Here is a 15,572-nt window from a genome sequence, read left to right on the forward strand (position 1 = left end):
TTGCCCGAGGGGGGATTGAACTGCCTCATCGACCTGATTGAATGGCAACCACACGACTGGAAGGCTCTGAGATATGGAGAAGTTGCGCGTCGTCGTCGCGAAGCCCCTCGCCAACGAGTATGTCGAGCGGATTGCGCATTCGGACCCGCGAATCGATGTTGTCATCGAACCCGATCTGCTTCCCCCGATGCGGTGGCCGAGCGATCACGAGGGCGACCCGGCATTCAGCCGGACGCCCGAGCAGGAGGAGCGTTTCGAGGCGCTCGTCGACAGTGCCGATGTGCTGTACGGGATCCCCGACACGAAGGCGGCCTCGTTGGCGCGCACCGTGCGGGCGAATCCCCGGCTCGCATGGGTACAGACCATGGCTGCGGGGGGTGGCTCCCAGGTGCGGGCCGCGAACCTCACCGACGAGGAGTTGAAGCGCGTGATCTTCACCACCTCGGCCGGGGTGCACGCGGGGACACTTGCCGAGTGGGCCCTGTTCGGGGTGCTCGCCGGCGCCAAGGATCTGCCGTTGCTGCTCGAGAACAAGGGACGACACCACTGGCCGACCTCGCGTTGGGCGATGCGCGCGGTCTCCGACATGACTGTGGTCGTCGTCGGTCTGGGCGCGATCGGCCGCGAATGCGTCCGTCGGTTCGCCGAACTCGGCGCCACCGTCGTCGGCGTCAACCGCAGCGACAAGCCGGTCGAGCATCTGTCGAAGCTCTACCTGTCGGGCGACATCGTCGAGGCTTGCCAGGGCGCGGACGCCATCGTCAACGCGCTGCCGGGGGCGGTGGGCACCGAGGGCCTCATCAGCCGTGAGGCGTTGCAGGCGCTCAAGCCTGGAGCGATCCTCGCCAGCGTCGGACGAGGGATCTGTGTCGACGAGCCGGCCATGATCGAGTTCCTGCAGTCGGGGCAGCTGAGCTTCGCGGCACTCGATGTCACCGCGGTGGAGCCGCTGCCGACCGAGTCCCCGTTGTGGGACCTGCCGAACGTGATCATCTCTCCTCACACCGCTGCCAACTCCGACAAGGAGGACTCGCGGATCGCGGATCTGTTCATCGAGAACGTGAAGGCCTTCCTGGATGGTGGCAGACTACGCAATGTGGTCGACACCAAGCTCTTCTACTGACACCATGACAGACCAGCCGGTGGCTCCGACGTCGGGGGGAATGCTCGTCAGCTATTCGCCGGTGGCGATCGCGCAGCGAGCCGCCCGGTTCCGCAGCACCTTGAACCGGCGGACCATCTCCCTGGTGATCAGTGCCGTCTTCAGCGGTGTCCTGTGGTTCTTCTACCGGCCCGGCCCGGCGACGCTGTTCTTCTGGCTGCTCGTCGGGGCGGTGGCCTACTCGCTGGCGCAGGTGATAAAGCTGTTCGTCCAGCTCAAGTGGGCCCGCAAGACCACGAGCCAGGTGCCGCTGGGCCCGGCTTTTCAGGTGGACAGCCTCGGGATCGTGCTGTCGACCGTGCCCGAGGGGGAACGCATCGGATGGCCGGACGTGTCGGTCGTCACCGGACGCAACAAGTCGATCAACCCCGGGCCTCGACTCGAGTTCCGGTGGGGATCGGAACGCTCCTGGTCCGTCCCGATGATCGTGCTCGACGTCCCGCCCAGCGCGATCGACTCCGCCCTGCGGGCGTACTCCCGAGGGCGTTTCGGGCTCGACTTGTCGGCGGTGGATGATGTTTGGTGACACGCCTGCGCGTGCGCGGGATTTTTGCAACAACTGACAGAAGGAAGTGGACATGCCCATTGCAACCCCAGAGGTCTACGCGGAGATGTTCGAGAAGGCCAAGGCCGGCAAATTCGCCTACCCGGCCATCAACATCACCTCTTCCCAGACCCTCAACGCGGCCCTGCAGGGCTTCGCGGACGCCGGGTCGGACGGCATCATCCAGATCTCGACCGGCGGCGCGGAGTACGCGTCCGGCCAGAAGGTCAAGAACATGGTGACCGGAGCCGTGGCGCTGGCGGACTACGCCCGCGAGGTCGCCAAGAGCTACTCGATCAACATCGGCCTCCACACCGACCACTGCCCGAAGAACAAGCTGGACGGCTACGTGCGCCCCCTGATCACCCTGAGCGAGGAGCGTGTCGCCAAGGGACTGCCCCCGATCTTCAACTCGCACATGTGGGACGGCTCGGCGGTGCCCCTGCCCGAGAACCTCGACATCGCCGCTGAGCTGCTGGAGCGGACGAGCAAGGTCGGCATCATCCTCGAGATCGAGGTCGGGGTCGTCGGCGGCGAGGAGGACGGCGTTTCCGCCGAGATCAACGAGAAGCTCTACACGACGCCCGCCGACGCGCTGGCGACCGTCGAGAAGCTCGGCCTCGGCGAGAAGGGCACCTACATCACCGCGCTGACCTTCGGCAACGTGCACGGCGTCTACAAGCCCGGAGCGGTCAAGCTGCGTCCCGAGGTGCTCAAGGAGGCCCAGGATGCCGTTGCCGCCAAGTACGGCAAGGAGAAGCCGTTCTTCCTGGTGTTTCACGGTGGCTCGGGCTCCCTGCCCCAGGAGATCAGCGACGCCGTCGATTACGGCGTGGTGAAGATGAACATCGACACCGACACCCAGTACGCCTTCACCCGTCCGGTCGCCGATCATGTGCTGCGCAACTACGACGGTGTCCTCAAGGTGGACGGCGAGGTCGGCAACAAGAAGCAGTACGACCCGCGCGCATGGGGCCGGGCTGCCGAGTCCGGTCTGGCCGCCCGCGTGGTGGAGGCCTGCCAGCAGCTTCGCTCCGCCGGCACTCATACCGCCTGACGTATCGCTTTCCAGATCATTGGGGTTGATCGTGGGTCGAACTCGACCCACGATCAACCCCAATAGTTTTTCCACAGGTTTTGCGAAGATGGTTCGTCGGGACTCTGCTCACCAACAACCATGGGTGTGATCCCACGAACAGAACTCTCCGATCCCCTGGTCAAGCTGGCCGAGTACCAGGAGGGCGTCATCTCCCGAACGCAGGCCCTCGGCGGAGGGCTAACCGATCAAGTGATAAAACGCCTCGTCAACCAAGGCTCATGGAGTCGTATTGCGCCCGGCATCTACTCGGTTCGCAGCGGGACGACGTCGTGGCACGCCAGAGCCTGGGCCGGGGTCCTGATCGGTGGGGGCGATGCCATGCTCGCGGACCAGGCGGCTGGTTATGTCTGGGGACTGGTGGATGATGCTCCAGGCCGGATCACCGTGCTTGTTCGGCACGAGCAGCATCTCCGGCAGCGCTGGCCCTGGTATTTCCGCCGGACGAGGGAGATGCCTCGCCCTGTAGGCGCTCTTCCGAGGACTCCGCTGCCGGCTACGGTCGTTGATCTTTGTATCGCTGAACCGGCACAGCAGACGCGGTTGCTCGCTGATGCCGTTGCTGGTCGGCGTACCTCGCCCGGTGCCGTGCTCAAAGTGCTGGACGCCAGAGAACGCGTCCCCGGCAGGCGAGGCATCGAAGCCCAACTCGGGCGCGTGCGAGAGGGCATTCACTCTGAGCTGGAGCACGTCTACGCCCGTGACGTCGAACGGGCCCACGGCCTGCCTCGGGGCAGACGGCAGGTCTTCGATGGTCAGTACCGCACAGATGTGCGGTACGACGGTCTGATCGTCGAGTTGGATGGGCGCGCGGGTCATCAGGGATCCGGTGCGTTTCGGGACATGAACCGCGACAACGCTCATCTGTTGGCCGGCGAACTTACGCTGCGTTACGGCTGGGATGACTGCTGGCAGCGTCCGTGCGGGGTGGCCGTACAGGTGGCTGAGATGCTGTGTCGCCTCGGGTGGGACGGGACGATGTCGCTCTGTGCGAGGTGCAAAACTCATTGGGGTTGATCGTGGGTCGAACTCGACCGACGATCAACCCCAATGATCAAAGGCCGCTTCCACGCCGCGGTCGGGCCGTAGCCGATTCGTTGTGCCGGAGGCCTGCACACGTGCGTGCTCGATCGTTCTGGCGGTCGCACTGCTGAGGGAAGTCCGAGATCCGAGAGGAACCAATGATGCTGACACGTGATCTGTGGGGTAATGCCCGGCAGCACACGCCTGACTACGATCTGCTCCCGCTTCCTGCTGGGACGTTGGTCGAGGGGCCCCTGTGGCTGCCCCTGTCCGGTGAACTGTTGTGGGTGGACATCGTGGAGCGGATCGTCCACATCGCGTCGTTGGAGGGTTCCGGGCATCGCCAGTGGACACTTCCGGCCGAGGTGGGGTTCGCTGTGACTGCGGACGACGGCAACGTTCTGGTCGGCCAGCCGGATGGCATCTACCACCTCGACCTCGCCAGCGGGCGGGTGGCCCCGGTGGCCCATATCGCCGAAGCCCGGCCCGGGATCCGCATCAACGACGGGAAATGCGATCGAGCGGGCCGCGTGTGGTTCGGCACGATGGACCTCAAGGAAACCGAGCCGCTCGGCAGCGTCTACCGGCTCACCCCCATGGGCGCTGAACGGGTGTTCGACGGTGTGTGCACGTCGAACGGCCTTGGCTGGAGCCCGGACGACACGCGCATGTACTACACGGACTCCGGAGTACCGCGCCGGATCTTCACCGCTGAATACGACCTGGAAAGAGGAGAAGCAAGTGCGGAGCGAGTCTTCCTCGACGCCTTCTACCCCGGTCACCCGGATGGGATGTGTGTGGACGCTGAGGGATGTATCTGGGGAGCGCGGTGGCAGGGCGCGGCTGTCGTCCGGCTGAGCCCTGAGGGCGAGGTGCTCGATGTGTTCCACACGCCGATGCTGCGCCCGACCAGTTGTGCCTTCGTCGGGCCTGACCTCGACGAACTGGTCGTCACGACGGCCGACTGGGGCGAGAACCCTGGCCCCCACGCCGGAATGATCCTGCGGTTCCGGCCCGGGACGACAGGACGCGCGGAGACGCCGGCGCGTTTGGATCTCGTTCCGGCCAGGCCATAGCGGCCCCGCGAGGTCCTGGCTCCCGGGACGGGTGCTGGGACCTCGTCCGTTGGGGTCAGTTGCTTATGACCCTCAAGAACCCGCGTGCGACAGCCTGCTCAAGGCCACCGGGGAAGTAGTACTGGGATCCTCCGCCGGGCTGGAAGAACCCGGGGACGATGACTCCCTCCACGACAGTGTCTGGAAGGTGTCGGATGACCGCATACTTCACCGTGGTGTAGCGGGGGTCAAGACGGTCCGGAGGCACGGCGAGTTCTTGGAGCGGGGTGCCCTCGGGTGACGCGAAGAAGCCATCCTTGCCCCGAAAACTGAGGTGTTCGATGACGTCGCCAGGGGTCAGTTGGTTCGAAAGCGGTCGCTCGGCGTAGCCCATGAAACCGGGAGGCCAGTCGGCGAGTTGTTCCGGGTGATGTGTACGGGTCGCTTGTCGGGCCCGGGCGACGCGATCGGTTTGGTTCGCGTGCTGCTGCTGTGCCTGTTCGCGGGTTCGTTGCGGGCCTGATGGGGTGAAGACGTGATCGTTGACCCGTTCCCAGATCCATTCGCAGGCGTCGTCGGCGGTGGCGAACTGCCATGACCAGGGCCCAGATGGTGTCGGGTGTTCGTGGAACAAGGGAGTACCGTTGCTGCGATCGGTGATGAGGGTGACGACGGCGTGTTTCCCCTGGTGGATGACGATGTTGTAGCGGACGTCAACGTCGGGCACGCTGTCGACGACGTGCCATGCGACCACATGGGCGGCGTCGTTTCCTGCGGTAGTGAGGTGCTGGACGAGTTCGTCGTATTTCACTGCTCGGCTTTCCTGGTGGGAGATGCGCCAAACCGGACGCGGAACCTCCGAGCAGCGTGCTCGGAGGGAAAAGTCAGTCTTGTTGCTGGTGGGTCTCTTTGAACGCCCGGCGATTGCGTTCGATGTCTTCCATGACGCGTCTGCGATGCTCCTCGATCTGCTCGGGGGTTCGCTTCGGAGCGGGTTGCGGGATAAAGGCGGGGTTGTTGACTCGTTCCCAGATCCAGTCGCAGGCTTGGTCGGCGGTGTCGAAGTACGGCGATTCGGTGCCATCGGACAGATTGTGCTTGTTGAGCAGAACGGTACCGTTGCTGCGGTCGTTGACGAGCGAAGCAACGACGTAGTGGCCATCTTGCGTCATGATGCTGTACTCCACATGCCAGGCTGGCCAGTCGTCCCCCACACGCCAGGCAGCCGTCTTGGCGGCGTCCCTGCCGGATGCCTCCAGACGTTGGATCAGTTCTTCGAAAACCACGGTCTCATCCTTTCACGATCCGCAGGTAGCCTTTTCGACGGCATCTTGAATCCCTGCGGGAAAGAAGTACTGCGTTCCGCCGCCAAGCTGCTCGAACCACGGCATTATCGGGCCTTGACGGACTTCTGGCAGCGGTTGTGCGACAACTTCGTATCTGGTTGTGACGTAATCCGGCCCCAGTCGGTCAGGAGGAAGGGCTCTCGCGTCGAAGGGAGTGTCCACGGGCGCCGCAAAGTTACCGTTGGGATAGTCTTTGTGCCCGATGCGATCGATGATTTGACCTGGCTGAAGCGTGTTCGGAATCGGGATCCCGTCGAAACCGTTGGGCGCATCTGGCCATTTCCACCGGGAACGCCATTGCCATCTATTCCATCGAAGTACTTATCGAAGAAATCCTCCGGTGTGAGATCCCCAAACGGTTTGTAGCCGTCGGGTGCGTCGTGAACCCATTCGATTATCTGTTGCTTGTAGTTTTCGGTCGTTTCTTTCGCCGTAGTCTCAACGGCTTCCTTGGACACGGCTTCGGTGACCTGGCTGCTGAGATCCTCGGCCGCGTCTTTGGTGACCTTCTCGCTGCTGTCAGCAATCACTTGTTCAGCCGGCCGAATGAGGTCGTCCATACCGACAGATTTCGCGACGCCTCTGACCAGTTCCTTGCTGATGCCTTTGGGGGGTTTGACCGTCACTGGCCCAGCACCTTCTCGATGGCCAAGTTGATCGCGAACTCGATCGCCTTGCCCGCGGCGATCCTGGCTACGGGTATGAGTGCCAGAGAGGCACCGGCCGTCGGTACCGCGGCGGCGATGGCCTCTGCCACGGTGATGGCGAACTGAACGAGTTGGATGACAACGGCCACCTTGAGCGCGACGATTGCCCCGGCCATGAGGAACAGGACGCCGCCTCCGATCGAGACGCCGAGCGACATGTCTTGGGCGGTGTTGACTGGGCTGTCGTTCTTGTCCATTGCTTGATGGAAGGCATCGATGCCGATGCCCTGGTTGACGGACACCACTTCGCGGGCTGTTTGTGAGCTTGTGCTGGACGCGTGCGCCAGGTTGTTCGCGAATCCGGTCCAGGCGTTGCCGTAGCCGAACACGTCGTCCTCATTGCCCTCGGGCCAGTCGAAGCCCAGCAACTGCAGAAAGTGGGCGAGGTCGCCCGGCAGCATGATCGCCATCACAGTCTTCCGGTGATCTTGTCGGCGAGCGCGATGTTCGTTTCCTCGGGCGGGGTCATCTCAGGAGGGCGCGCGCGGTAGTTCCGTCGACGACCAGATGCGTGGGGATCTGCGCCTTGAGGGCTGCCTCCAGGACCGGTACCGAGGAGGGGTCGTGTGCGATGACGATGCGGACGGGGATCGATCGCAACTCGTGAACCGTCATGGCAGTGGAGCGTTCGTTCGCGGGGATCTCCGTGCTGGTCCCGTCTGCCCGCAAGAGACGACCTGCGACGTCACCGACGACTCCTTCGCGGACGAGTTCCGTGCATTCCCGGGTCGAGAGGTGGGCTCCGCGGTAGAGGTCACCGGGTTGGCGCCCGCCGAGCGCACCGACCGACGCGACCAGGACGTGTGCGTGGTTCCGCGTCCACAGCAGGCGTCTGATCGCACCTTCCTCGAAGACCATCCGACGGGTCGCCGCGGAGTCGAAGAACGCGGGCAGCGGCAGCGGGAGGGAAATCCCGTTGCAGGCGGTGGCGAGACGTCCGAGGCTGTCGGATGCTGTGGCGTACCCGCCTCCGCGGCTGTCGCCTGGCCCGTGGGCATGGACCAGCCGCAATCCTTCCAGCCCGTCGGAGTGGAAACAGCGAGCCAGAGCGTCTGCCATGGTTCCCCAGGAGACCGCCAGGCCCACTCCTGAGGTCAGGTGGTCCGTCAGGGTGGAGGCCGCCGCACGGATCACCGTGTCGACGCGGGCTCTCGGTGGAGTTCCTTCCGGGGTCGGGATCACCACCGCGCTGACTCCGAATGCGTGCGCAAGATGTTCGCAGAGGGTCTCCGAGCCGTCGTGGACGTGGAATGTCACGACGCCCTCCTCCCGCGCCCGGGACAGGATGCGCGAGATCGTGGACCTGGACAGGCGCAGGCGGTCGGCGATCTCGTCGATCTTCGCCCCATCCGTCCAATAGAGATGAGCGACTTCGATCATTCTAGAAGTCGTGGTTTCGGCGCGCGGATGGCTCGGATGTGTCATTGCTGCATCTCCCGTGATGCTGATGCGAGACCGATGTGAGAAAAATTCCTTGCCAATGGCGGATATTGCAGGCGCACTGAGACCTGCGATCGGCCGCGTCCTCATCTTGCCACAGAGTCTCATGCTTGTCGACATGATTGGCATGTCGATCATATTGACTGCAAGAATGAGCGAAATACGCACGGTTCGCTCAACGAGTGCTTCGCTGGTCGCGTGCCAGTACGGGATCGGTGCGATCCGACTTGGACGACGACTGCGCAGCAAACCTTTCCGGGTCACGACCCGGAGTACCACCCGGCTCCATGCCGGGCGATCATCGACACATTCACGGTGGATCAAGGGGGATCACATGAATCAGATAAACGGCCCCACGACTGGAAGGCCGACTCGCTACCGCTGGGTCGTCATGGCGACGATCTTCGTCGGGTACGTCGTCTGCATGGCAGACCGTTCGAACATCGGGACCCTGTTGCCGTTCATCGGCGACGAGTTCCACATCTCCAACACGCAGCAGGGAGCCATCTCGAGTTTCTTCTTCCTCGGGTACGCGGTGTCCCAGATTCCCGCCGGCCTCATCATGGGGCGCACAGGCACGCGAAAGCTCGTCTCCTGGGCCATCTTCGGGTTCTCGATCGTCACCTTCCTCATGGGGTTCACGACGACCGCCGTCATGCTGCTCGTCCTGCGGCTCCTGCTGGGTCTGGCCGAGGGTCCCACGCCGGTCGGCATGACCTCCACGATCAACAACTGGTTCCCTCCGAAGGAGAAGGGAACGGCTACGGGCCTCTACATCGCCTCGACCCAGTTCGCGCCCGTCATCGTCCCCCCGATCGTCGTCCTCCTCGCGACGCAATGGGGTTGGCGCTCCGTCTTCATCTGCCTGGCGATCCCCGGCGCGATCATGGCGGTGGTCTGGTACCTGGTCGTCCGCAACTTCCCCTCGGAGAGCAGACGCGTCAACCAGGCCGAGCTCAGCCACATCAGCGCCACGGACGCGGCCGCGTCCAAAGCCGTCGTGGAGCGTCCCTGGATGGCATCGGTCGACCGCGTCATCCGCCGCCGCAACACCGTCCCGCTGTCCACGAACGGCTCGGTGATGAAGTCGTGGAACGTCTGGGGAGACACCCTGGCCTACTTCTTCATGAACAACGTCCTCTACGGGATGCTCACCTGGATTCCCTCCTACCTGGTCGCAGAACGCGGCTACGACTTCGTCAAGATGGGGTTCGTCGCTTCCGCCCCGGCCATCGGCGGTCTCGTCGGAGCCCTCACCGGCGGCGTGATCTCGGACCGCGTCTTCCAGGGCCGTCGCAAGCCGACGATGCTGCTGACCGCGTTCTTCACCGCGGTCATGTTCGTCGTCGTCCTGACCGTGCCCCAGAACACGTTCCTGGTCGTCGGGTCCCTGGTGCTCACGGGCTTCTTCCTCAACGTGGGCTGGCCGATGTTCACCGCATACGCCATGGGCCTGACCACGGCAAAGACCTACCCGTTCGCCATCTCGCTCATCAACTCCGGTGGCAACCTGGGCGGGTTCTTCGCCCCGATCATCGTCGGCATGCTCCTCGACAGCACGGGAGGCAACTACTCGATCGCGTTCAGCTATTTCGTGGTCGTGCTGCTCATCGCGTTCGGCCTGCTCATCTCGCTGACCGAACCGCGCGCGGTCAAGCCTGCCGAGGCTCTCGTGGTCGAATGAGCCGCCCGGACGCAGACATGAAGGACGAACGGATGCCGCCGCACCTCGGGATCGTCGCCGACGACGTCACCGGCGCCACCACTGTGGCTGCGCTGCTCGCACACGCCGGAGTCTCCAACGCGGTGCTCCTCGACCCCTCGTACTGCCAAGGCGACGAGGGCTCGGGCTACGACGCGGTCGTCGTCTCGACCGACTCGCGCGCGCTGCTTCCGGAGGAGGCGCGTGTGCGGGTCGCGGCGGCCACCAGGTCGCTTCTCGAGGCGGGGGCGACTTTGTTCTCCAAACGCACCGACACCACGTCGCGCGGGGGGATCGGGTACGAGGTCGAGGGAATGCTCTCGCAGTTGGACGAGGACTACGTCGCGGTCCTCGTCCCCGCGATGCCGCAGTCGAAGAGGATCGTGGTGGGGGGCTACTCTCTCATCGACTCGGTGATGCTGGAATTCACAGGCGTGGCCACCGACGTGCGTACGCCGGTGCACGAGTCCCACCTGCCGACCCTGATCGGCTCGCAGCTCACGCAGGAACTCGAGCACATCTCCATCTGCGACGTGCTCGGCGGGGAGCAGTCCCTGATCCGCCGATTCACCGAGGCACGTTCGCAGGGGTGCCGCGTCTTCCTCGCCGACGCTGCGTCGTTGGCCGATGTGGAACTCATCGCCCGGGTGCTCGTCGGCCTGGGGTGGAAGGTCGTGTGCGTCGATCCGGGGCCGTTCACCCAGGCATTCGCGCTGGCCAGCGGCATCACGACGCACGCGAAGGTCGACAAGCCGCCTTTGCGCACAGAACCACAGCCTTACGAACGGGGCACGGCGGTGGTCGTCGTCGGCTCCGCGACGGCGGTGACCAACACGCAGATGAGGTCGCTTCTCGATCAGGAGGGCTCCGTGGCGCTCAGCGTGCGGATCGCCCCGCTCGTCTGCGGCGGGCAGCGGCTTCGCGAGGAATCCGAGCGCGTCCTGGCAGAACTCGATCGTTCGTGGGATGAGTCGCGGCCTCCGCGGGTCGTGGTCGTGGGCCTGGAGTCCTCGCTCACCGGTTGCCTCGTCGACATCGATCGCATCGAGACGGAGGCAGGGATCGAGCGCGGTGTCGGTGCCGCGAACGTCGCCGCCCGTCTGGGGCAGATCGGGCGGGAGGTGATCGACCGCATCGGTGGCGCGCGCCTCGCGGGTACGTACTTCACGGGGGGTGACGTCATGGTCAACACCTGTCACGCCATGGAGGCCAAGGGGCTGTCGCTCGAAGGTTACGTCATTCCCCAGGCCGACCAGGGCCGCATCGTGGGCGGCCCTTTCGCAGGGCTGCCCGTGGTCGGCAAAGGTGGCCTGACCGGCGGCCCACTCACCGCGATCCACATCGTCAATCGACTCTTCGATGAAAGGAAGGTTTCATGACATCCGATGCCCGACTGCCCATAACCGCCCTGACACTGGGTGACCCTGCGGGAATAGGCCCGGAGATCGTCCTCGACACGTTGCTCGAGCCCACGATCTACGAGGTCAGCAAGCCGTTCGCCATCGGCAACAGGAAGGCGCTCGAGACAGCAGCGAGCATCGCCGGTAAACAGGTGACCATTCATGAGATATCCGGCCCGGAGGAAGCGCTGTTCACCAGCGGCACCATCGATCTGCTCGACACGGGGGTCCACTCGGACGCGGAGATCGAGTTCGGAAAGGTTCAGAGGATCGCGGCCGAGCAGGCCTACTCGTACCTGGTGTCCTCGATCGAGTTGGGGCTGGCGGGAAGGATCGACGCGGTGTCGACCGCTCCGATCAACAAGGGGGCACTCAAGCTGGCCGACATCCCCTACGTCGGCCACACCGAGATCTACGAGAAGCTCACAGGCTCCGCTCACGCGCTGACGATGTTCCACGTGCACAAGTTGCGGGTCTTCTTCCTGAGCCGCCATGTGTCCCTGCGTCAGGCCTGCGACCTGGTGACGAAGGAAAACGTCCTGCGTTTCGTGGAGGACATCGACACCGAGATGCGCCGGATCGGTTTCGACAACCCGTCCATCGCGGTCGCCGCGCTGAACCCGCACGGTGGTGAGGCGGGCATGTTCGGGACCGAGGAGATCGATGCGCTCATCCCAGCGGTCGAGGAGGCCAAGGCCAAAGGCATCAACGCGCGCGGGCCGTTGCCCGCCGACTCGGTCTTCGCATTCGGGCTCGACGGCCACCACGATTGCATCCTGTCGCTGTATCACGACCAGGGCCACATCGCCTGCAAGACCCTGGACTTCGAAAAGGCGGTCACGCTGACCCTGGGACTGCCGTTCATGCGAAGCTCCGTGGACCACGGCACTGCTTTCGACATCGCAGGCAAGGGGCTGGCGAACGGTCGCTCGATGATCGAGGCCACCAGAGTGTGCGCGGAGTTCGCTCAGCGCAAGATCGATCGGGAGGCGATGCCCCGGTAGTGAGGGCGCGAGGGCGGACGGTGTCGCGATTGTCCTCCGTCCTCGCGCTTCGGCCCGAGCGGCTCACGGGCACGTGTTCCCAAGTGATGGAGGATGTTCATCTACCATGGCGCACGTGAGCCAACTGAGCAGGAAACCCCTTCGCCGCCGAGCGGGGAAGGGCGAACTGCGTCGCGAGCGCATCGTGCGGATCCTTAGCGATCCGGACACGGGAAACATACGCAATCGCGAACTCGCCGAGGCGCTCGGAGTGTCGATCGCGACCGTGCGCCGCGACCTGGCCCTTCTCCAGGAGAAGGACGCCGTCTCGCGAACGTACGGCGGCGTCTCGGTCGCCCCGACGCGTCGCGAGATCGCGATGGGGTCCCGGGAGCGCAGCGCCGCAAGGCAGAAGAACGCCATCGCCCGTACCGCGGTCGGGTTGCTGTCCGACGGCGACCTGGTCATCCTCGATGCCGGGTCGACCGCCGAACAGGTCGCCGTGGAGATGGGCAACCGCCTGTCGCTGACCGTGGTGACCAACGGGATCCGCGCCATCAACAGGCTCGCGGTCCAGGACCACGTCCAGGTCATGGTGCTCGGCGGCTATCTCCGCGGATCGAACGGAACGATCTGCGGGGGCGAGGCGGAGGCCATGATCGGACGCGTCCGTGCCGACTACGCCTTTCTCGGCGCGGTGCACGTGAGCCCGCATCGGGGGATCGCTTCCCTCACCTACGACCAGGCCCGGCTGAAGTCGATGATGATGCAGCAGGCTCGGGAGATCTACGTCATCGCCGACTCCACCAAGATCGTGGCCAACGACGCCTATCCGTTCTGGTCGCCGCTGCCCTCCCACTGGGGCCTCATCACCGATGACGGGGTGAATCGCGAACTCCTCGCCGGCTTGAGGGCCGAAGGTGCGGATCCGGTCATCGTCGTCGCACCGGATGCGGACCCGGTCTGAGACTCGATCGGGCCGCATGCCCCCCGGCACGGCCAGGTGCTGAGACCAGCCGGAGCCTTGTCAGTCCAGCTGCCGGCGAGCGGCCCCCTTGTCAGCGCTCTGCGCCAGCGATGCGAAGATCTTCAGCGCATTCCCGACGACTCGGTCGCGGTTGGCCGGACGCCAGCCCTGCTCGTCGCGTGCGGCACGCCGCCGGGCGAGTTCCTCGTCGTCCACCTCGAGAGTGATCGTGCGGGCGGGGATGTCGATCGCGATGATGTCGCCGTCGGCGACCAGCCCGATCGTCCCGCCGGATGCCGCCTCCGGTGAGACGTGGCCGATCGACAGGCCCGAGGAGCCGCCCGAGAACCGGCCGTCGGTGATCAGCGCGCACTTCGGGCCGAGCCCGGTGCCCTTCAGATAGCTGGTGGGGTAGAGCATCTCCTGCATGCCGGGGCCGCCCTTCGGGCCCTCGTAGCGGACGACGACCACGTCACCGGGGACGATGCGTCCGCCGAGGATGGCCTCCACGGCCTCCTCCTGGCTCTCCGTGACCTTCGCCGGCCCGCGGAAGACCCACTGCGCCTCGGGGACGCCGGCCGTCTTGACCACGCAGCCGTCCTCGGCGATGTTGCCGCGCAACACGGCCAGCCCGCCGTCGACCGTGTAGGCGTGGGCGACACTGCGGATGCAGCCGCCGGCGTCGTCCAGGTCGAGTTGCGGCCATGTGTTCGTCGTCGAGAACATCTCGGTGGTGCGGACGCCACCCGGAGCCGCGTGGAAGAGACGCACCGCGGTGTCGGTGGCCTTGCCGCCGCGGACGTCCCAGTCGTCCAGGAAGCCCTGCAGATCGTCGTGGTGCACCGAGCGGACGCCGGTCGACAGCAGCCCGGCGCGGTTGAGCTCACCCAGGATGGCGGGGATGCCGCCGGCGCGGTGCACGTCCTCGATGAAGTAGTTCTTGGTGTTCGGGGCGACCTTGCAGATGCAGGGCACCCGGCGGCTCAGCTCGTCGATGTCGTCCTGCGTGAAGTCGACGCGGGCCTCCTGTGCGGCCGCGAGCAGGTGCAGGATCGTGTTGGTCGAGCCACCCATCGCGATGTCCATGGTCATCGCGTTGCGGAAGGCGTCGCGGGTCGCGATCGACAACGGGAGCACGGACGCGTCGTCGTCGCGGTACCAGCGGTTCGCCAGTTCGACGATGCGCCGCCCGGCGTCGGTGAACAGTTCCTTGCGGTAGGCGTGGGTCGACAGCGTCGTCCCGTTGCCCGGGAGCGACAGGCCGAGCGCCTCGGTGAGGCAGTTCATCGAGTTGGCGGTGAACATGCCCGAGCACGACCCGCAGGTGGGGCAGGCGGCCTGTTCCATGCGCAGCAGCTCGTCGTCCGAGACCGTGGGATCGGCTGCTGCGCTCATGGCATCGATGAGGTCGAGGCGATGGCTGGTGGTGCCGTCGTCCTTCGTGATGGGACGACCGGATTCCATGGCCCCGCCCGAGACGAAGATCGTCGGGATGTTGAGGCGCAGGGCCGCGAGCAGCATGCCCGGGGTGATCTTGTCGCAGTTGCTGATGCACACCAGCGCGTCGGCCTTGTGGGCGTTGACCATGTACTCGACCGAGTCGGCGATGATCTCACGGCTGGGCAGCGAGTAGAGCATGCCGTCGTGGCCCATGGCGATGCCGTCGTCCACCGCGATCGTGCTGAACTCGCGCGCCACCCCGCCCGCCTGCTTGACCGCCTCGGCGACGATCGTCCCCACGTCACGCAGGCCGACGTGCCCGGGGACGAACTGGGTGAACGAATTGGCGACCGCGACGATCGGCTTGCCGAAATCCTCGGTGGCAAGACCGGTCGCGCGCCACAGGGCGCGGGCGCCGGCCATGTTGCGACCGTCGATGGTGGTGCGGGAACGCAGTTCCGGCATGTGTTCCTCCTCGAAGAGCTACCCACCAAGCCTAGTGCGTGCCCGATGACGGTCGGGCACCGTGGCCTGTGGGGAACCGCTGATCAATGCGGGCAACGCTGGCTGAGCCCGTCGAAGCACCGTTTCCGGACGGCAGTTCCGCGACCCTTCGACAGGCTCAGGGACCGTTGATCAAGTTCCGCGACCCTTCGACAGGCTCAGGGACCTTCGACAGGCTCAGGGGCCTTCGACAGGCTCCGCGA

General features: G+C 65.2%; 15 protein-coding genes. 9 read left to right on the forward strand and 6 right to left on the reverse strand.

The window, feature by feature from the left end; all coding sequences use genetic code 11:
* The first annotated feature begins 73 nt into the window (after window positions 1–73).
* From FB473_RS15190 to FB473_RS15210, 5 genes are all read left to right on the forward strand, one after another.
* The gene (locus tag FB473_RS15190) at window positions 74–1,123 is read left to right on the forward strand and encodes a D-2-hydroxyacid dehydrogenase (protein WP_167170698.1); all 1,050 of its coding nucleotides are present in this window, start codon (window positions 74–76) and stop codon (window positions 1,121–1,123) included.
* Window positions 1,124–1,127: 4 nt separating this feature from the next.
* Window positions 1,128–1,688, forward strand: coding sequence for a hypothetical protein (locus FB473_RS15195; RefSeq protein WP_167170702.1), 561 nt, complete (start codon window positions 1,128–1,130; stop codon window positions 1,686–1,688).
* Between the two features lie 52 nt (window positions 1,689–1,740).
* The gene (gene fbaA, locus FB473_RS15200) at window positions 1,741–2,763 is read left to right on the forward strand and encodes a class II fructose-bisphosphate aldolase (protein WP_167170705.1); all 1,023 of its coding nucleotides are present in this window, start codon (window positions 1,741–1,743) and stop codon (window positions 2,761–2,763) included.
* Between the two features lie 120 nt (window positions 2,764–2,883).
* Window positions 2,884–3,819: a type IV toxin-antitoxin system AbiEi family antitoxin domain-containing protein gene (locus FB473_RS15205; protein WP_167170709.1), complete on the forward strand. Its 936-nt coding sequence runs from the start codon at window positions 2,884–2,886 to the stop codon at window positions 3,817–3,819.
* A gap of 167 nt (window positions 3,820–3,986) precedes the next feature.
* Window positions 3,987–4,901 (forward strand): SMP-30/gluconolactonase/LRE family protein, encoded by a 915-nt coding sequence (locus FB473_RS15210; protein WP_167170712.1) that lies wholly within the window; start codon window positions 3,987–3,989, stop codon window positions 4,899–4,901.
* 55 nt (window positions 4,902–4,956) lie between these two features.
* Here FB473_RS15210 and FB473_RS18520 read toward each other — a convergent pair whose 3' ends face one another.
* From FB473_RS18520 to FB473_RS15235, 5 genes are all read right to left on the reverse strand, one after another.
* A complete protein-coding gene (locus FB473_RS18520; protein WP_167170715.1) occupies window positions 4,957–5,691 on the reverse strand; it encodes a glycohydrolase toxin TNT-related protein in 735 nt (244 codons plus the stop codon).
* A 73-nt stretch (window positions 5,692–5,764) separates the two neighbouring features.
* A complete protein-coding gene (locus tag FB473_RS15220; RefSeq protein WP_167170719.1) occupies window positions 5,765–6,166 on the reverse strand; it encodes a hypothetical protein in 402 nt (133 codons plus the stop codon).
* Between the two features lie 12 nt (window positions 6,167–6,178).
* Window positions 6,179–6,475, reverse strand: coding sequence for a TNT domain-containing protein (locus FB473_RS18635; protein WP_167171126.1), 297 nt, complete (start codon window positions 6,473–6,475; stop codon window positions 6,179–6,181).
* 373 nt (window positions 6,476–6,848) lie between these two features.
* On the reverse strand, window positions 6,849–7,343 hold the full coding sequence (locus FB473_RS15230; protein WP_167170722.1) for a WXG100-like domain-containing protein: 495 nt from the start codon (window positions 7,341–7,343) through the stop codon (window positions 6,849–6,851).
* Between the two features lie 55 nt (window positions 7,344–7,398).
* Entirely contained in the window at window positions 7,399–8,313 is a 915-nt protein-coding gene (locus FB473_RS15235; RefSeq protein WP_167170726.1) for a sugar-binding transcriptional regulator, read from the reverse strand.
* Between the two features lie 394 nt (window positions 8,314–8,707).
* On the opposite strand from FB473_RS15235, the gene FB473_RS15240 reads away from it, so the two are divergent.
* The 4 genes from FB473_RS15240 (at window position 8,708) to FB473_RS15255 (ending at window position 13,425) form a co-directional block, all read left to right on the forward strand.
* Complete coding sequence (locus tag FB473_RS15240; RefSeq protein ID WP_167170729.1) at window positions 8,708–10,057, forward strand: MFS transporter; 1,350 nt, start codon at window positions 8,708–8,710, stop codon at window positions 10,055–10,057.
* Window positions 10,054–11,454, forward strand: a complete 1,401-nt coding sequence (locus FB473_RS15245; RefSeq protein WP_167170732.1) for a four-carbon acid sugar kinase family protein — start codon at window positions 10,054–10,056, stop codon at window positions 11,452–11,454. The genes FB473_RS15240 and FB473_RS15245 overlap by 4 nt, the downstream gene beginning before the upstream one ends.
* Window positions 11,451–12,479 carry a 4-hydroxythreonine-4-phosphate dehydrogenase PdxA gene (gene pdxA, locus FB473_RS15250; protein ID WP_167170736.1) on the forward strand — a complete coding sequence of 343 codons (1,029 nt, stop codon included), beginning with the start codon at window positions 11,451–11,453 and terminating at the stop codon, window positions 12,477–12,479. The genes FB473_RS15245 and pdxA overlap by 4 nt, the downstream gene beginning before the upstream one ends.
* A gap of 115 nt (window positions 12,480–12,594) precedes the next feature.
* Window positions 12,595–13,425, forward strand: a complete 831-nt coding sequence (locus FB473_RS15255; RefSeq protein ID WP_167170739.1) for a DeoR family transcriptional regulator — start codon at window positions 12,595–12,597, stop codon at window positions 13,423–13,425.
* A 60-nt stretch (window positions 13,426–13,485) separates the two neighbouring features.
* Here FB473_RS15255 and ilvD read toward each other — a convergent pair whose 3' ends face one another.
* Complete coding sequence (ilvD, locus tag FB473_RS15260) at window positions 13,486–15,330, reverse strand: dihydroxy-acid dehydratase (RefSeq protein ID WP_167170742.1); 1,845 nt, start codon at window positions 15,328–15,330, stop codon at window positions 13,486–13,488.
* Between the last annotated feature and the right edge of the window lie 242 nt (window positions 15,331–15,572).

The organism is Brooklawnia cerclae (assembly GCF_011758645.1).
GTDB lineage: Bacteria > Actinomycetota > Actinomycetes > Propionibacteriales > Propionibacteriaceae > Brooklawnia > Brooklawnia cerclae.